The 16,863-nt window shown below is 48.3% G+C and carries 18 protein-coding genes; 1 reads left to right on the forward strand and 17 read right to left on the reverse strand.

The genetic code is table 11. The features are described 5' to 3' along the window. Positions 1-262 precede the first annotated feature (262 nt). The 17 genes from F0316_RS11825 to F0316_RS11905 form a co-directional block, all read right to left on the reverse strand. The gene (locus F0316_RS11825) at positions 263-679 is read right to left on the reverse strand and encodes an MSHA biogenesis protein MshP (RefSeq protein ID WP_162806073.1); all 417 of its coding nucleotides are present in this window, start codon (positions 677-679) and stop codon (positions 263-265) included. Then, a complete protein-coding gene (locus F0316_RS11830; RefSeq protein WP_149560501.1) occupies positions 651-1,421 on the reverse strand; it encodes a PilW family protein in 771 nt (256 codons plus the stop codon). Before F0316_RS11830 ends, F0316_RS11825 begins: the two co-directional genes overlap by 29 nt. Further along, complete coding sequence (locus tag F0316_RS11835; RefSeq protein ID WP_001144518.1) at positions 1,421-1,987, reverse strand: prepilin-type N-terminal cleavage/methylation domain-containing protein; 567 nt, start codon at positions 1,985-1,987, stop codon at positions 1,421-1,423. Before F0316_RS11835 ends, F0316_RS11830 begins: the two co-directional genes overlap by 1 nt. Beyond that, positions 1,977-2,489, reverse strand: a complete 513-nt coding sequence (locus tag F0316_RS11840; RefSeq protein WP_149560502.1) for a type II secretion system protein — start codon at positions 2,487-2,489, stop codon at positions 1,977-1,979. The genes F0316_RS11835 and F0316_RS11840 overlap by 11 nt, the downstream gene beginning before the upstream one ends. A 63-nt stretch (positions 2,490-2,552) precedes the next feature. Beyond that, complete coding sequence (locus F0316_RS11845; RefSeq protein WP_000828589.1) at positions 2,553-3,014, reverse strand: type II secretion system protein; 462 nt, start codon at positions 3,012-3,014, stop codon at positions 2,553-2,555. Between the two features lie 34 nt (positions 3,015-3,048). Further along, positions 3,049-3,603: a prepilin-type N-terminal cleavage/methylation domain-containing protein gene (locus F0316_RS11850; RefSeq protein ID WP_000738707.1), complete on the reverse strand. Its 555-nt coding sequence runs from the start codon at positions 3,601-3,603 to the stop codon at positions 3,049-3,051. 80 nt (positions 3,604-3,683) lie between these two features. Next, positions 3,684-4,136, reverse strand: coding sequence for a hypothetical protein (locus tag F0316_RS11855; RefSeq protein WP_032468787.1), 453 nt, complete (start codon positions 4,134-4,136; stop codon positions 3,684-3,686). Between the two features lie 2 nt (positions 4,137-4,138). Then, complete coding sequence (locus tag F0316_RS11860; RefSeq protein ID WP_000190444.1) at positions 4,139-5,362, reverse strand: type II secretion system F family protein; 1,224 nt, start codon at positions 5,360-5,362, stop codon at positions 4,139-4,141. Between the two features lie 8 nt (positions 5,363-5,370). Beyond that, positions 5,371-7,098, reverse strand: a complete 1,728-nt coding sequence (locus tag F0316_RS11865) for a GspE/PulE family protein (RefSeq protein ID WP_119780857.1) — start codon at positions 7,096-7,098, stop codon at positions 5,371-5,373. After that, positions 7,088-8,239 carry a tetratricopeptide repeat protein gene (locus F0316_RS11870; protein WP_162796892.1) on the reverse strand — a complete coding sequence of 384 codons (1,152 nt, stop codon included), beginning with the start codon at positions 8,237-8,239 and terminating at the stop codon, positions 7,088-7,090. Before F0316_RS11870 ends, F0316_RS11865 begins: the two co-directional genes overlap by 11 nt. Continuing rightward, positions 8,236-9,081, reverse strand: coding sequence for an ExeA family protein (locus tag F0316_RS11875; protein ID WP_000281360.1), 846 nt, complete (start codon positions 9,079-9,081; stop codon positions 8,236-8,238). The genes F0316_RS11870 and F0316_RS11875 overlap by 4 nt, the downstream gene beginning before the upstream one ends. A 4-nt stretch (positions 9,082-9,085) precedes the next feature. Continuing rightward, positions 9,086-10,765, reverse strand: a complete 1,680-nt coding sequence (gene mshL, locus F0316_RS11880; RefSeq protein ID WP_001227124.1) for a pilus (MSHA type) biogenesis protein MshL — start codon at positions 10,763-10,765, stop codon at positions 9,086-9,088. Positions 10,766-10,779: 14 nt separating this feature from the next. Further along, the gene (locus F0316_RS11885) at positions 10,780-11,097 is read right to left on the reverse strand and encodes an MSHA biogenesis protein MshK (RefSeq protein ID WP_000252812.1); all 318 of its coding nucleotides are present in this window, start codon (positions 11,095-11,097) and stop codon (positions 10,780-10,782) included. Next, positions 11,090-11,740 carry a type II secretion system protein GspM gene (gspM, locus tag F0316_RS11890; protein ID WP_000835144.1) on the reverse strand — a complete coding sequence of 217 codons (651 nt, stop codon included), beginning with the start codon at positions 11,738-11,740 and terminating at the stop codon, positions 11,090-11,092. Before gspM ends, F0316_RS11885 begins: the two co-directional genes overlap by 8 nt. Then, the gene (locus F0316_RS11895; protein ID WP_000743255.1) at positions 11,737-13,176 is read right to left on the reverse strand and encodes a PilN domain-containing protein; all 1,440 of its coding nucleotides are present in this window, start codon (positions 13,174-13,176) and stop codon (positions 11,737-11,739) included. The genes gspM and F0316_RS11895 overlap by 4 nt, the downstream gene beginning before the upstream one ends. A gap of 12 nt (positions 13,177-13,188) precedes the next feature. Then, entirely contained in the window at positions 13,189-15,201 is a 2,013-nt protein-coding gene (gene csrD / locus F0316_RS11900) for an RNase E specificity factor CsrD (protein ID WP_172626023.1), read from the reverse strand. 123 nt (positions 15,202-15,324) lie between these two features. Beyond that, positions 15,325-15,861 carry a single-stranded DNA-binding protein gene (locus F0316_RS11905; RefSeq protein WP_001887866.1) on the reverse strand — a complete coding sequence of 179 codons (537 nt, stop codon included), beginning with the start codon at positions 15,859-15,861 and terminating at the stop codon, positions 15,325-15,327. Positions 15,862-16,152: 291 nt separating this feature from the next. On the opposite strand from F0316_RS11905, the gene F0316_RS11910 reads away from it, so the two are divergent. Continuing rightward, positions 16,153-16,797, forward strand: a complete 645-nt coding sequence (locus F0316_RS11910; RefSeq protein ID WP_114728798.1) for a LuxR C-terminal-related transcriptional regulator — start codon at positions 16,153-16,155, stop codon at positions 16,795-16,797. Positions 16,798-16,863: the final 66 nt, after the last annotated feature.

Consider the following 16,863-nt stretch of genomic DNA (forward strand, 5'->3'; position numbering starts at 1 on the left):
AGATTAATTCTATTTATTTGACTACCGATAACATTTCCACGCAACTCAAAACCATTATTAGCCACAAGCGTGGACTCAATATTTGCGATAATCACATCACCGTTATTCAGTGTAACTTTCCCATCCCCCGTACAGGTATAGGTATTTCCTGATTTCTGCCATGATGTGTTACATGGGGGATATTGATTATTTGATAAATTATATTGTTGCGCAGATACAGTACTGCTAAATAAGATTAAGCCAATAAGCCATTTATAATTAATCATTTTCTAAGCCCAACCTCAATCACTCGCTGTAAGCTCCAATCCCCAACCTGACAACGCCCTATTGCGCTGAGTTGGTAGACTTCTTGTCCATTATCTAACGCCCCCAGAGATTGGCACGTTACCGAGGCCACGCACTGCCCCAATCCTTCCCCCGCAAAATCAATATTCTGTAAGGTGCTCGTATGGCAACTACCTGTGGCGGTTTGATAAAAACGACTAAGCTCGATATTAAGTGCCGAGCGGGCGGCCATTTCCGCGCGAGTACCAAGCACCATAGACACCAGTTGTTGGCTACTACGCGCTTGATTGCGATTTGCCACCAGCGCAACAAATCCAACCACTACGATAATAAAAACCACGAGAATCAAGGCATTGCCCTGCTGCTTACGGTGTGTTGTAGACCAGAGCATCATGATCAAACCTTACTTGCTCACCTTTATCGGCAAAAGTCAGCTCAATTTTGACTAATCCATTGCGCTGCAACTGTGGGGCTAACACACTGAAATTGGCTCCACTCAGGCTCTGCGCCATTAACACCCCATTCCCTAAATAGACAGGTGACAAGGCCGTTCTATTCAAACTATAGCCTGCATAGCGGTAGATGCTGTTACCTTGGTAACAATATGCTACGGGGGTAGTATAAAAATAGGCGCGATTCGCGGGCGACTGTAGGGTAAACAAAGTGCCCTGCACTAAGGGGACATTCACCATAGTGCGATCCTGTGGTGGGGTGAAATCAACAGTACTGGCGACTTCGGCAATTTGCCCTGCTGCTGGTAAGAGAGCGGCGCGTAACGCAGCAGGATCATTGGGAGAAATCACTAAACGGTCTCCCGCTTGGATCGACTTAGTGATGGGCAAGAGGCGCAGAGTATTCACGGTATTCGTCGGTAATGACTGATAAATCGCGCTGTTTACAATCGGCAGAAACTCAATACAACCATTGGCCACGATTACGCTATTGGGTACAGCCTCACGCAGTTCACGGCTCATACGTTCCGTTAAAAAACGCCCTTGCTGGATTAAGGCTTCACGCGCAGTGGTATCGACGTAAATCCCCATCGCTTGCCCAGCAATATTGCCCAGAAATAAGCCAACAATGCCAAGCAAGATAATAGTGATCACCATTTCGATTAGGGTGAAACCACGGCTCATCAGTAGTTCCCCTTAATCGCAGCAAACGGATACGCATTACCTTGCGGATCGTAAATCACTAATGCAATACGTTTGTAGTGGGTTCGCTCTGTAGCAGGCGTTGCCGAAAATTGACCGCCATTATCTGATACATAAAACACGTGTATCGATACGGTAAAGCGTTGGTATTCAGAGGAAATATCCGTACCCAGTACATCAGTGACGGGTATTGGGCTTGATGTGATGTAGTCATCCACATCATTGAACTCGGTGTTACTGGCTTCGCTCTCTTTCCCCAGTAACGCAGGTTCAGTGCAAAGCGTACGTCCCGTGGTAACAATAACCACACACTCAGGTAAGCCACCATTTGGGCCTGAGTGTTGATCAAAAGCACGCCCCAAAACTTCATCCAGTACTGCCCGCCCCAATTCTGCGGCTTTCACCGATAACACTTGCTCTGCACTCTGTTTGGAGCGTGGGTATAACGAGGTGGTTACGCCGACCAGTGCAACGCCCAACACCACAATCACGATGATCATCTCAACCAAGGTAAAACCACGCGTAGCAATCATCGGCTTAACAGGCATAAATATACCCTTCGGTATTGATGCAGACTTGGCGAACCTCATTGTGCGTCGAACTGCTGATGCTCACCGTGCACCCAGCACTGATACATTGCGTAGCACGGCCTAAACTATCGAAATCAAGAAAAGAAGCCCCACCCGAACCCGCTAAGGAAAGCGCCACACCACTGGCGGCGCCATCCACCCACGAAGGATCGGTAGGGTTACTGGGAAAAACGCTAAGACAACTGCCTTGCATGGCTTGCGGGGAGACTTGCACTGCCGCAGTGCTGGTGAGCAACCAACGATTACAATACCCCGTACGCTGCATCGCGCGGCTTTGGGTTAACCGCAGTGAGGCTAATATTTCACTCTGCGTGGTTACCACCGCAAAGGAGGAAGGCCCCAAAAATCGGCTCGCCGCATAAGCAGAGAGTATCCCTAGTAGGATAATCACCACTACCAGTTCAATAAGGGTAAAACCTTGCGTTTTCCCCTGACGTAATTCAACTCTGCTTTGCCGCATGGCAAGTGATTCTTAGCTCAGACCGTTAGAGAACAAAGGCCAGACAAGCTGGCCTTTTTATATCTAACAACTCGTTGCAACAATTGTTGTTGTGGGTGCAGCCGTTGACGTAGCCTCTTGGTAATTAACATAACAACCTGAACTCGCATTCCAACCCGTCGTCGTTTGGCCTTTGAATGTATACTTAATATTATCCGTTCCAATCGCAGGCGAAACTTGCAACCAGTCAGAGCTTAAACCTACCACCGCAGCACCAATACCTGCAGGTGTTGCTGCAGGATAGCCAAACACTATATCAATACTATCAACAGAGCCAGTTGGAGTTTTATCTAAACCACTAACAGCTGCTTTTCCATATACAATTCCTGCCGCACCATCAATAGCACCTTTTAGGCCTTGCAGTGATGCCTCTCGCGCATCGCCTTGCAGGTTTAAGAAACGGGGCGCTGCTGTGACGGCCAAGATACCGAGAATTACAATCACCACGACCAATTCGATTAGGGTGAAACCACCTTGTCTTTTCATTATTACCATCTCTCTTTCATGTGAATACGCAGCATTACTGCAAGGTTACGGTCACGCGACCAGTGTTAACTTCATAAACAAATTCATGTTGGCTGCCTTTTTCATTTTGCGCATAAGTGCATGTGGCAGCACCACTATTCGCTTTCGCTGAATATTTGTAATTAGAATTACTCGCTGCTTGAGTTTCCGTGCCCACTTGAGGTGGGTTTTGCAGCAAATTGTTCATTAAATCTATGCAAGCCTGATCCGTGATACCTGAAGGATAAGTCGCATCATCGGTATTCAAACCCAAAGGATAACCATCACGATAGCCGCTGGTTGCGGAGGTGGTTAACCAAAAATTAACTCCATCATAATTAATGGAAGGGTAATTATTGGCGGTCAACGTGGGGCGAGCTTGCGCCTCCCATTGCGCTCGTGCAGAGAGGACACCAGTGGCAAAGCCCCCTGCAACCCCCTCAATACTGGCCTTCTTCGCCTCATCGGTCACATCAAGAAAACGGGGCAAAGCGGCGACAGCCAGTAACCCAACCACCACAATCACGATGACCAGTTCCACCAATGAAAAGCCTTGCTGCATTTTCTTCATATTTTTCAACTCACTTACGTAACGTACGGCGTGCATTATACGCCTATTTTTAGCTTTGATGTGGTTAAAGTGTCAAAAATTCAGCGCATCAAAAAACTGGCATTTATCGCAAAGTAGCGATCCTTCAATTCCACGTCGAGTTGCACCCTACCACCGTATTGATAACGGCACTGGTAACCATTCGCGCGCTGGAAAGCAGTCACTCTTGGTAACCAGTCCAGCACCTTACGATCAGGATAGAGCAAAAATAGCACTTTTTCACAATCAACTCCTTGATCGAGCTTGGGAAAAACCCACCCATGTTGCATTGGAATCTCGACTTGTTCTATCTGTAAGTGTGCAGGACGCCCTTGCAATACCCACTCTTGCTTATAAGCATTAGCCCGATCAATCAGTTGCAACCTTGTCATCTCTAAAGCGGTGTCTAGCGTATCACTGAACATCGACCGCCATACCGAAAACATAGCCGTCAATAAAACCACCACCAAGACAAACCAGAGAACAAATCGGACGCGCTCAAATCCTATTTTCATTATCAGCCCTTGAGTGCATCCATCATGCCCCACATAGGAAGGAAGATGCCCAGCGCCAATACCAGTACCATGGCCGCGACAAACACCAATAAAATAGGTTCAATACGTGCCGTGAGTGTTTTTAAATCATAGTCGACTTCACGATCATAAAAATCGGACACTTCCAACAGAAGTTCATCGATACGCCCGGTTTCTTCACCTACCGACATCATCTGAATCACCAGAGGGGTAAAAATGTTGGCATTGATCGCCGTAGCAGAAACCGCCACCCCAGATTCAATCTGACTTTTCATCTCTAAAATACGCTGCTCTAGAAACTTGTTATCTATCGCTTCTGCCGACAACGCTAGCGATTGGTTGAGCGGCACGCCGGCCGACAGCATCAAGGAAAAAGTACGCGCAAAGCGTGAGAGCTGCGCACGATTCACTATGTCTCCCACAATCGGCATGCGTAGACGCAAATGATCCCACCGAATGCGGCCATTCGTGGTATTAACCCAAGCCCGAAACGCAAACAATAAACCGACTATGATGCCAAGCAGTAAGCCCCAGTAGTTCACAAAGAAATCGGACGTGGTAATCAAAATGCGCGTTGGTAAGGGTAAGTCGACCCCAAAGCGGCTAAACATGCTGGTAAATTGTGGGATCACTTTGACGTTCAAAATAAACATCGCTAGCAGCACAAACGTAATCACGAAAGTCGGATAGCGCATCGCCGTTTTGATTCTTTTGCGCGTTTCCACTTCTTGTTCGTAATAGCCAGCCAATTGCAACAAAGCCTGATCTAATCGCCCTGTGTTTTCTCCCACTTGAATCATGGAAACAAACAAAGGACTAAAAATCGCGGGATGCAACTGCATGGAAGCCGACAAGTTGCGGCCATTGGTCAGCTCATTACAGACTGAATCAAGTGCTGCTTTGAGCTGCTTATTGTGGCAGTTCTGGGCTAAGCCGCGCATAGAGCGCAGTAAAGGCACCCCCGCTTTGGTTAAGCTGAACATTTGTCGGCAAAAAATCACCAACACTTCCAGCGGTACGGAGGGAGTCAGTAGCGCTTTCCAGTTAAAATCGAAGGCACTTTTTTCCGCCGCCCCCTGCGCAATCGAAGTGGGCACAATACCTTTGTTGAGCAGCATTTCTGCGGCTAATTCCTCAGTGGCAGCCTCGACTAACCCAGAGGCTTTGCTGCCATCGGCATTACGCCCCTGATAATAAAACGTCGCCATGCCTACTCCTACAGATAAATCGGTTCAACCAAACCAGAGGAATCACCTTCACCCAGCGACATCACTTCATCAAGACTGACGATGCCTTGTAGCGCTAACTCCATCGCCGAAGCCAGTAGCGGTTTATAATCTGTGTTACTGCGTGCGGCTTTAGAGAAGGCCACAGCATCATTTGCCCGCAAGCAATCCATCATCGGCTGATCCAGCTCAAGCATTTCAAACACACCGATCCGGCCGCGATAACCAGTTAAGTTACAGTTTTGACAGCCGCGTCCACGAGTGAATTTGGCGGCAACTTGATTAGGGAAACGCGTCCCAAGCCATTGGCGACGCGCTTCATCCACCTCATCATGTCCACTACAATCCGGACAGACTTTTCGTACTAAACGCTGCGCAACCACGGCACGTACCGCACTGGCAACCAGATAACCGGGCGCCCCCATATCAATCAAACGCAGCGCGCTATCGACGGCATCATTGGTGTGCAGAGTACTTAAGACTAAGTGACCGGTTAAGGCGGCGCGCAGGCCAATTTCGACCGTCTCTTGGTCACGCATCTCACCGACCAGAATAATATCTGGGTCTTGGCGCAAGAAAGTGCGCAGTAACGTCGAGAAATCGAGATTGATTTTCGGGTTCACTTGCACCTGATTGATCCGTGAAATCCGGTATTCCACCGGATCTTCCGCAGTAATGATTTTTTTGCCGGACGTATTGAGCTCGTTGAGTGCGCCATACAAGGTGGTGGTTTTCCCCGAGCCGGTAGGCCCAGTCACCAGAATCATGCCATGAGGGCGTTTCAACTGATGGCGCAAACGCAGCAATAAATGAGGCGGAATACCTGACTCTTCGAGCTTTCTAACCCCTGCAGATTGGTTGAGCAAACGCATCACCACCGATTCACCGTGCTGGATAGGCATGGTTGACATCCGGATATCGACGGATTGTCCTTTTACACGGATGTTAAAGCGGCCATCTTGCGGAAGGCGTTTTTCTGAAATATCCAGATTCGCCATTAACTTTAAGCGCAGCACTAAGGCTGAGGCGATATTCACTTCATGGAGCAAGGTTTCATGCAATACCCCATCGATCCGTTGACGCAAACGCAGTACGTTGGCATCCGGCTCAATGTGTATATCCGAGGCTCCCACTTGAATCGCATCTTCAAACAGCGAGTTGATCAGTTTAACAACCGTCACTTCATCGCTATCTGCATCGGTGATCTCAAAATCAAAACTATCATTGGTTTTGTGTTCGGCATGCAATTGCTCGGCAAACGAGACAATTTCTTTGGTGCGGCGATAGTAACGATCAAAGCCATCGACCAACTGCTTCTCAGGGGCGATGACAAACTCAAAACCGTAATCAGGCAACTGGTTGAGCAAGGCTTCTTGAGCAAACAGATCCGCAGGATCACTCATGGCTATGCGCAGCGTATCACCACTGCGGCCTATCACCAGCGCACGCAAACGGCGGGCATGAACTTCAGGCAGTAAAGGAACCGCATCAATATCGACATGAGCGCGGCTCAAATCGATCACCGGTAAACTCAATTGCTGCGCCAAAAAGTTCAGCAACTGGGTTTCGCTTAAAAAGCCAAGCGAAATTAAGGTATCCCCTAAGCGGCGTCCGGTATTTTTCTGGGCATTGAGCGCTTGTTCAAGCTGCGCTTCGCTGACAATCCCCTCTTCAACCAGCAAGTCACCAAGCCGTTTACGCAGTTTATTAATTGGCACTTTGTGTCTCCTCTAAACTGGCCAGTAATTGCAAGCGTTGATGAATAAAAGCTTGTGATTGACTGGATAATCCGACTTTATTGAGAGCCTGTTGATAGGCGTGCTGCGCCGCCGGCCATTGCAGAGCGCGCTCTTGTTGAATCGCCAACCCCAGCCACCAACGGCCATTATTGGGATCTTTTTCCGTCAGTTGCTGATAGCTTTCTCGCGCGATCTCATCTTGTTTGGTTTTCTGCGCGAGAGCAGCACGCAGTGACAGATACTCAATCGAGGGCTGCGAAGGAAGATAAGCCAAAGGTACCAAAGCTGAGGCCTCTTGCTTTTCTTTGACCAGTAACTTAGCGAGCGCCAAACGCAGTACTTCACCGTCAGGATTACGTTCAATCCCGGCTTGCATCAGATCAAACGCTTTGCGCCCATCGCCTTTGCCATAATAGAGTGCCGCCAGTTTTTGTCTGGCCATTTCATCATGCGGGGTATAACGCAGCGCTTCTGTGTAGGCGGAGACCGCCGTCTGTAACTCATTACTTTCCATCGCTTTTTGCGCGCGTTGCAGAGCTTTTTGCGCTAACTGTTCCGGCGTTAATGAGACTTGCTCTACGATCATCACCGGCGATGAGCTCGGTAAGCTTGAGACCTCTTCTTCGAAAAAGCTCGGCTCTGAATTATCGGCAAGATTCAGAACCGGCTCTGCGTTTAGCTCAGACCCTAGCGTGGTTTGCTCTCGCTGACGATTCGCCGTTTGCTTGAATGAGGAGGGTGAGCTTTCTACCTTAGCAAGTACTGCGTTTTTGACACTAGTTTCGTTCTTGGGCAACGTTTCTTTTTGGACCAAAGTTTCATTCTTAACCAAAGCTTCGCTGTTAACCGGTGCTTGATATAAGGCGATGCTTTGCTGTGTGGTCTTTTGGGTCGGTGACGGCACTTCTGGCCGCACAACCTCCGCTGACGACGGAATAGTATCCACCGATTGCAATGAGATAGACCAACCACCAACGGCAAGACTGACGCCAAAACCTAGCATCACCCATAACCACGCCGGACGAGCTTTCGGCTTTGCAACATCAATCCGCTCAATATTCGAAAGGCGTGAGTGACTTCGCTGCGCACTCTTTGCTAATGCTTCATTCACCACACTCATGGTTTGCTCCATCCCCACAAAATTGGGGTTTTAAATCTTGGTTTGCAGCTGTCATAGGTGTCATGAATCGCTGCAAAAAGATGATGTTGATTGACCAACGGGCTCTGCTCATGCCAAGCGAGTAACAGCGCCTTATGACAAATTTGATTGATCAAACGCGGGATCCCTTGTGATGCACGCCAGACGGCTTTTTTCAGGGTCGCATTGAACAGCGGATACGGCGCTTGGGCTTTCTGTAGACGGCTCTCAATGTACACCTCGGTTTCAGCTTGAGTTAACGGGCGCAAATTGGCGTTAAAAGTGATCCGCTGCCGAAACTGACGCAAGTGATGCTGCGCGAGTCGAACATCAAGTTCAGGTTGCCCAATTAAGACAATCTGCAGCAGCTTAGTTTGTTCCGTTTCTAAGTTGCCAAATAAGCGCAAAGTTTCTAGTGCTTCATCAGACAACGCCTGCGCTTCATCAACCAAAGCAACCACGCGTTTACCTTGTTGGTGCAGCTCAATCAGTCGTGTTTGGATCTGCTCGACCACTCGCACGGGCGATGCTACATCCAACTGTAATTCCGCGGCGACCGCCTGCCTTAATTCTTCGCCGCTCAGCATAGGATTCGGCAGATAAATCAGCGCCACCTCATCGCCTAAGTGCGTCAACAGCATGCGGCAGACCATGGTTTTTCCAGTACCGACTTCTCCAGTGAGCTTGCTGACACCTTCCCCCATCTCAATCGCCGCACTTAAGGTTTGAATCGCCTCAAAGTGCGGTGCGAGCCCCAGAAACAATTCGGTATCCGGAGTGAGATGAAAAGGTAACTGTTCAAGGCCAAAGTGCGATAAATACATACGCTTATTGACTATCCGGGAACCATTCCTGTAGCAAACTGCGCGAGCGCTCCAGCTCTTTTTGCCAAGTATTTACCCCAACGACCGTCGGCTTGAGCAAAATAACCAGTTCTGTTTTCTGTGTCAGTTTTGTGGTGTTACGGAACAGATGCCCTAACGCGGGAACATCGCCTAAAAATGGCACTTTTGACACTTGGTCAACGGTATTTGACTTCATCAAACCACCGATCACCACTACATCGCCGTCTTTCGCCCGAATAACCGAATCCGACTCTCTAATTGAACTTCTCGCCAATGGCAGCTCAATCTCTTCACTTCGGTATAAAATTTTCTTGGTTTGCTGCTCGACTTCAATCACCGCAGGATGCACATGCAGTAATACGTTGCCTTGATCGTCAATTTGCGGCGTGACATCCAATGAAATCCCAGAGAAGAAAGGCGTAAGCGTAATATCTGGCGACGCTTGCGCGTTATCCCCAGTTCCAACCACACTGGATAAGTCGGTCACATAGTATTCATCCGTCCCGACTTTGATCACCGCTTTCTGGTTGTTGGACGCAGTTACTCGCGGGCTAGACAGAACATTTAAATCACCTTGCGTCGCCATAAAACTGATCACGGCATCAAAGCTGCCACTGGAGATCACCACATTGGATTGACCACCTAACAAATTACCTATCGCATCTAAGCCAGGTAATACAGAAGTGATAGGATTGCCATTACTGTCTTGAGTAATGGATCCGGAACCTATCTTGTAATTGGCACCATTGGAGGAGAAGGCTTTACTCCAATTAATCCCCTGCTGGTAACCATCACTGAGGGTCACTTCAAGAATCTTAGCTTCGAGGATCACTTGTCGATGCATTCGCTGTTGCGAGATCCCCAGAAACTCGTTTACTTGACGAATTTCATCGGGATAAGCGCGCAGGGTTAATACTCCCGCCTGTGGATTGACAATGACCGTTTGGCCACCGCTACCGCCAAGCAACTGAGCCACCGCCTTTTCTAACAAAGGCCAGAAATCACTCTCGTTCGTGGTTTCAATTTCCGTTCCGCCACGAGCATCGCTTCTGTTGGAATTAGAATTGCTCGAAGAACCATCCGAAGAGCTATTACTACTGATGCTGGACGAGGAGCTACTACTTGAATTTGAGTTATTGGTGTCCGTATTGGTGATGGTGCCCGTCGTAATCGACGTTAACGAACGCCCTGTGCGTTTAAATTGCAGATAATCAACCGGAATCGTGACCGTACGCAATCCAGCCGGATAGACTTGGATCACTTTACCCTCTTTTACCACCTCAAAACCGTACAAATCACGCACGACACCTAAGGCTTCATCTAGGGTAACGTCGGTCAAGTTGAGAGTAATTCGCCCAGTCACCGCAGGGTGGATTGCCGCACTGTACTCGGTTCCCTGCACTAAACTGGCAAAAAAGGCCTTCGCTTCGACATCCTCAGCTTGGATTCGAAAACGCTGCAAAGTTTTCGGTTCACTGGCAGTAAGAGTATCCATATCAGGCATCAAATCAGCCTCTACCGAAGGCGGTAATTGGTCAATTTGACGACTGTTCGTCTCGTTAATAGCTTGGTTCAGGGCTTGTTTAGCTTCAACAGGATCACGATGTCCCATTGAGCATCCCACCAAAGAAGTCACCACTGAAGCGAGTACGATTTTACGCATAAGACTCTGTTACCTTATTGTTTTATATCGAGCGTAAACAGGGCTAATCGCCACTCTTTACCTGCCCGGGTGAGTTTCACCTGATCGGGATGGATCGTTGCCACACGATACCCATTCACCACATCCCCCTGTGCTACGACTCTTTGTTCAATGATCGCATAGCAGCTTCGTCCTTCTGCACAAACAATGCTTTGCAGAGTCGGCACCGGATAACTCGGCTTTTGCAATTCGGGTTTAGCGGGGCTTACCCAACCTAAAGGCGCTGTCGGATCTTCACCTGCATAACTGTAGGTGACGGCAATTAACGCCAAGAGCACACCATATCTAACCACCGATAAACTCCTCTCGACTGCCTAAAGTATAGACTTCTAGGATCACCCGAGCCTGTGGGTAGCTTTCCACTCGATAATGAAAGTGACGCCAATAATATTTCACAGGCAAAGCTTCCAAGGCTTGCAGATAATCTCGGATAGCAAAATAGGAGCCCGTTAACTCCATACGCACAGGGTGAATATAGTATTCAGACTCCGATCTCGATTCCGTTGCGCGCACAATCGGCTCTGCGGGTAAGGACTCCAAGGAGACCAACTTCAACTGTTGCCCTTGTTTTAATACGCTTTCGAGCAAATTAGGCATCTCTGATGGAGCAACCATCGAGGTCATTTTGGCCGCCAGCAGCTCGGAAATCTCCTGACTTTGCAACGTCAGTTGGCTCAGCTCCACATCCAACTCTTGGTCTGGATTTTTCGCCAACTGCGCTTGCAGCGCCATGATTTCGCCTTGAAGTTGCAGGTTACTTGACGTCAGGGTTTGCATTTGCAATTGACGTGCTTGGCCCTGTTTTAAGGCGGGCTCAATCAATCCCAGCAATAGCATCATCACAATAAGCACGCTACCGCACAGCGTAATTAACACCTTCTCTCGTTGCGACAGTGCGGAGAAGCGACTTTCAAAGTTTTGCCAACCCGATTTCATCTTTGTTCTCCTCGCTGAGTGTTGAGTTCAAAGGTGATCATGTCTTGATCATTACGGCCAATTTTCAGTTGCTCAAAGCTTCTGCCCATCAGATGCAGTTCTTGTTTAAATTGACTGATCCAGTTTGGAATCGCGGCAGGATCACGAGCGAGTCCCTGCACATTTAATTGCGAGGAATCCAAAGTAATACTGCTTAAAGAGATATCGCTACGCGCCAATTGAGCCAAAGAGTTCAATACGCCGGAATAGCCCGTTTGCTGAGCCACATCAAACTGCCCAATCGCGTCTAATGCTTGCTGTTTGCTAGAGATCTCTTGCTTTATGCGCCCTATCGCCGCCTGTTTAGCGGGCGAAGGAAGATGAACCGCCACCTGCTGACGTAAGTTAGCCGCTTGTTCTGTTAACGATTGATTATGTTGTTGCTGCTCTTGCCACTGCTGTTGGATCACCCAGTTTTGATAACCCACCCCTGCGTACCCAAGCAATAACACAACGCTCAAGGCCAACCACGCTAACAAGAGATTGGTTAAGGTGAACTTTTCACGCTTCGGCTTGAGGTGATCTTGATAGAAATTGATGGTTTCTTGCGGGATATTGCGCGCATAACGTGCCAGTTGTTCACCACAGATGGTCGCTTCACCATCCAATCCTGACGCTCGCACACTTAAGCGCTCATTGAGTCCGGTGATCAAAGCCTGTTGATCTTCACCATCACAACACACTTTTAGCTGTTGTAAAGAGCCGCCCTTTAACTGGGCGGATAAGTAATCAATCGAGCGCTGTAGCTCTAACGCCAAGCTATCTAACTGGAGGGCACTGGCCGCGTTATCAGTCACAGGCGCAGTGATCCCACGTAAAGTGCGTTGAAAACTGCACTGACGATCGACGAAAGCATCCAGCTTAAAGCTGCCACCCATGCTGCGATGCAGCAACAGGAAATGGCTCAATTCTCCGCCCACCAATCCCCAAATCGCTTGCTCGGGGATCACTCGTCCTAGCGTTAATCCCGCCGACACCGCCATGCTTTGCAACTCAAGGATAGTACGCTTGCTGATCACATAGGCTTGTACTTTACCACTGCCGGGAAGAGGGTGAGCATCCGCCACTACATCCGTTACTTTCTCACTCAACATATCTTTGAGCAGGAAAGGCAAGGCTGCCGACCACTCTTCACGCGGAATACTCGGCTGTTCAATCTGATAAGTTTGATAAAGCTGTGAATGCAGTACAAGGTGGATTTGTACATCATGGACGGCGTGCTTTTGCAGCGTTTGCACCAGTACAGCTTGCCAACTTTGTTGCTGCAACGGCTGGGGAGGAATAGGCGATAAATCATCGGATGTGAAGTACAGGTGCTCTGGCTGCACCACAACATATAACTGTTGCGAGGCAACCTTAGGGGCAATCAGTTTCTCTATCCAACTCGGTTTCTTCATTCTCTACCACTGCTATTTGGTTCGCCATCGATTACGTTTGCCGATGGGCTTTACAGAGAGACGCGGGGGGCGCTTCAATGACTCTGGTGGCAAAGGAGGCAACATCTGTTGCTCCTCATCAAACAAGCGACCTTGCACACCACTGACACCCAGCATCTGTAAGGTTTGCCACTCTTGAGTAGTTTCAACCCCAACCGCAACCACTTCTGCTTGAGTACCGCCACATACACCTACCAAACTGCGAACGAACAGCTGATTTTCATGGCGTTGGTCAATTTTCTTTATCAAACTCCGATGAAGTTTAAGATAGTTGACTTTTAAGTCTTTGATATAGTGCGTGCTGACAATTGTTCGCCCCGCTTGTCCCACCACTATCTTGCAACCCAGCCCCGCCAACATGCGAATGATGGGTCGCATATAGTCTAAATGGTTGACCAAATGCGCTTCTGAAAACTCAAAAGAAAGCGCCGTTCTAAGAGAAAAAGGCATCTGCATCAATTCGTTGCGAATCCAGCGAGCATACCGTTTATCGTTAAATGGAACAACGTGCAAGTTTACCGAGAGTGGTTCAACCAGTTCAGAGCGCTTCAGAAAACTCACGACAGAGCTGAATACGGCACGATCCAACATGGCTTCATAACCGACCGTTTCTAAAGCTGAGCTAAAACGCGACGCTTTGAGAATGCCTTGTTGTGGATCCTGAATACGCGCAAATAACTCATAATGTAGGAACTCCCGCTCTCCATTGGCAGAAATACGATAACAGGCTTGGCGATAGAGCAAGATCTCTTCAGGACGAAGCACCTGTTCAAACAATGTACGCCACCGAACGCTACCGCGATCCTCTTGTAACTGTTTAGGTTTTTGAAAACGGCTCCACGCATTCACCCCTTGCAGTTGAGCACTTTTGAGCGCGGTTTCCATCTCATCAATAATCCGTCCACGCCGCTCACCTTCTTGATACATGGTTACACCAATGTGGAACCAATTGTCTTCTGGCAGTGGCTCAGGGGGATTGATGCGCTCAATCAACTTGATCGCCTGTGTCGCCACTTGAGCAATATCTTTACTACCTTGATGAGGAATAAACAGCGCAAACACATCCTCATAGTAGCGAGAAAGTATGGCATCCGGATAACGCTGTACTATGTTGGATAAACACTCCCCCACTTCAATGATAAACTCATCGACCGCACGTTTAGGGCTCTCTTCTCGCGCTGACTCTAAGTCATCGACACGCAGCATCATAACGCCGCCGTGAGCGCCACTCTCCAGTAAAGCCGATTCCAGCTTACTGTCATACAACACCCGATTCGCCGTCCCGGTCAGTTGATCGAGGAAGGTTTGGCTACGAATAAAGGTATCAAAACGGCTACGTTCTTGACGGGCATCTTGCAACTCTTCAATCAGGCGATCTAAGGCTTCACTTGCGGTGAAAGGCCACTCTCGCGGATCCCCCTTGGCATGTTGCTCCACTCGTCCAGCAAGAATCATCCGTCCTCGCTCTTCCAGTAACTCCGATCCTAGTAGTTGCTCTTTCAACCATTTCAGACCGCGGATCAAGAAAAATACGATCAGTAGCACCGCTAAGGTGGTCGACCACATGGCTTGCAGTGAATAGTTATAATTGAGGTAGGGAGGCACCGCTTTAAAATGCATCACGTAACCGGGGTTACGCTTGAGCGGCAAAGCGACTTGATGCAAACGTGAGGCTTCAATGGTGTTGGTGGTGTCTTTAAAACGGTAGACGGGGCCCGCTTCGGAAGTAAGCTGCATTTCAATGATGCCACTCGCTTGGAGCATTTGGGGCATCCAACGCTGCATAGAGTAAGCGGCGTCTGGATCTTCCATCTCCTTATCGACAACCTCAACTATCCCTTGTAGATAGTGGTTGAGGTATTCCTGCCCCAAACGCTGAAAAGATAAGGTACCACCAAGGAACAGGATAAACATGGCACTGATCACCGTCATAGTGACGAACGCCACTAACCGAGTGCTCAGTTTTAATGTCGGTGTATACCTCATTTGTGCCACGTTCCTTATGTGCGCCGCTACCTGTCATTCAGAGGCGAGAAGTGTACATTAAACAATTGAGATAACTATATAAAAAAGCCGCGGAATCCGCGGCTTTTTTCGTCAATTACAATACTAAAACGGGATGTCGTCATCAAAATCCATCGGCGGCTCATTATACTGCGGTTGCGAGTACTGTTGAGGCGCAGATTGTTGCATAGGCTGATGCTGCTTCGCCGGTTGTTGTGGTTGTCCCCAACTTCCTTGCTGCGCTGGTGCATTCATGCCGCCTTGGGCTGGCATTCCACCTTGCTGTTGAGGACGACTGCCCATAATTTGCACTTCACCCGCAGGCCAACGCACAACCACTTCCGTCGTATAACGCTCTTGCCCTTGCTGGTCTTGCCACTTGCGCGTTTGCAGTTGCCCATCAACATAAACTTGGGTTCCCTTACGCGCATATTCACCAATGAATTCAGCGGTTTTACCGAAAACAGACACTCTATGCCATTCGGTTTTTTCCTTTTGCTCACCAGTGGCTTTATCACGCCAAGTTTCGGAGGTTGCAACAGTTAAATTCACCATCGCATCGCCGCTTGGCATATAACGCACTTCAGGATCTTGGCCTAAGTTACCAATCAAAATTACTTTGTTCACGCCACGGCTTGCCATGTTTTGCTCCGTAATCAAGTCATGTCTATCAATTTGAAGTAGTTAGCAAGGATAACACCGTTTTGCTCACTGAACCAATCGAATTCCCTTATTCTGATGGTAGCCGAACTCATTTCACTGACCTTGTTTGCCCATTTTCAAGGCGGCTTCACCGAAATAACTCACTGATAAACTTATCGGTTACTTAGCCTATTGAGGTGCTCCGCAAACTGCTTTTATCGCATAGCGCCATAAGCTATTTTTCGCCATATTAAGTGCATTATTTCATATTAACTGGATCTGCAATTCATCATGCAACGAGCCAACTATGCACGCACGATTTATTTATTAACGACACAGCCGAAAACGTTACATCCCGGAGTTCAAGCCGCCATTGAGCAATTGAACCTGCCCGTCCCGGTGATTGAACCAGAACGCTTATTGCGCGAGTATCAATCCGATAAACACAAAATATTGTTGCTCGACCATGCGGAAAATGGCCTGATTCGCCAGCAATTGGGTCCCCTCAAGCTTACCAGCCCGTACTTCGAAACCATTTTGTTTAATGTCGAGAAACGGTTAAGAACAGAAGATCTGCTCACTTTTGGCAACCTCAAAGGTCTGTTTTATGCCAATGAAGACACAGGCTTTATTGCCCACGGTCTTGGGGAGATCATTAATGGCCAAAACTGGCTACCTCGCCATGTCAGCAGTCAGTTGCTGCATTATTATCGTTACGCTTTCCAAAGCCATCAAGCTCAAGCTACGGTCGATTTAACTGCACGTGAAATTCAGATCCTGCGCTGTTTACAAACTGGCGCATCGAATATGCAAATCGCTGAGAATTTATTTATTAGTGAGTTCACGGTGAAATCGCATCTTTATCAGATATTTAAAAAGTTAAACGTGAAAAATCGAGTCAAAGCGATCGCTTGGGTTAATCAAAATTTACTGTAAAAACGCTCAATCTAGCGGGATGCATTCACCATGAGTGAGTGGAGAAAAATGTAGTAACAATGCGAC

This window comes from Vibrio cholerae (assembly GCF_008369605.1).
Lineage (GTDB): Bacteria > Pseudomonadota > Gammaproteobacteria > Enterobacterales > Vibrionaceae > Vibrio > Vibrio cholerae.

Bases quoted from the DNA above. Each gene is read 5' to 3' on its own strand.
- F0316_RS11825 (WP_162806073.1), bottom strand. From the start codon at position 679: ATGATGCTCTGGTCTACAACACACCGTAAGCAGCAGGGCAATGCCTTG.
- F0316_RS11830 (WP_149560501.1), bottom strand. From the start codon at position 1,421: ATGAGCCGTGGTTTCACCCTAATCGAAATGGTGATCACTATTATCTTG.
- F0316_RS11835 (WP_001144518.1), bottom strand. From the start codon at position 1,987: ATGCCTGTTAAGCCGATGATTGCTACGCGTGGTTTTACCTTGGTTGAG.
- F0316_RS11840 (WP_149560502.1), bottom strand. From the start codon at position 2,489: ATGCGGCAAAGCAGAGTTGAATTACGTCAGGGGAAAACGCAAGGTTTT.
- F0316_RS11845 (WP_000828589.1), bottom strand. From the start codon at position 3,014: ATGAAAAGACAAGGTGGTTTCACCCTAATCGAATTGGTCGTGGTGATT.
- F0316_RS11850 (WP_000738707.1), bottom strand. From the start codon at position 3,603: ATGAAGAAAATGCAGCAAGGCTTTTCATTGGTGGAACTGGTCATCGTG.
- F0316_RS11855 (WP_032468787.1), bottom strand. From the start codon at position 4,136: ATGAAAATAGGATTTGAGCGCGTCCGATTTGTTCTCTGGTTTGTCTTG.
- F0316_RS11860 (WP_000190444.1), bottom strand. From the start codon at position 5,362: ATGGCGACGTTTTATTATCAGGGGCGTAATGCCGATGGCAGCAAAGCC.
- F0316_RS11870 (WP_162796892.1), bottom strand. From the start codon at position 8,239: ATGAGTGTGGTGAATGAAGCATTAGCAAAGAGTGCGCAGCGAAGTCAC.
- F0316_RS11875 (WP_000281360.1), bottom strand. From the start codon at position 9,081: ATGTATTTATCGCACTTTGGCCTTGAACAGTTACCTTTTCATCTCACT.
- mshL (WP_001227124.1), bottom strand. From the start codon at position 10,765: ATGCGTAAAATCGTACTCGCTTCAGTGGTGACTTCTTTGGTGGGATGC.
- gspM (WP_000835144.1), bottom strand. From the start codon at position 11,740: ATGAAATCGGGTTGGCAAAACTTTGAAAGTCGCTTCTCCGCACTGTCG.
- F0316_RS11895 (WP_000743255.1), bottom strand. From the start codon at position 13,176: ATGAAGAAACCGAGTTGGATAGAGAAACTGATTGCCCCTAAGGTTGCC.
- csrD (WP_172626023.1), bottom strand. From the start codon at position 15,201: ATGAGGTATACACCGACATTAAAACTGAGCACTCGGTTAGTGGCGTTC.
- F0316_RS11905 (WP_001887866.1), bottom strand. From the start codon at position 15,861: ATGGCAAGCCGTGGCGTGAACAAAGTAATTTTGATTGGTAACTTAGGC.
- F0316_RS11910 (WP_114728798.1), top strand. From the start codon at position 16,153: ATGCAACGAGCCAACTATGCACGCACGATTTATTTATTAACGACACAG.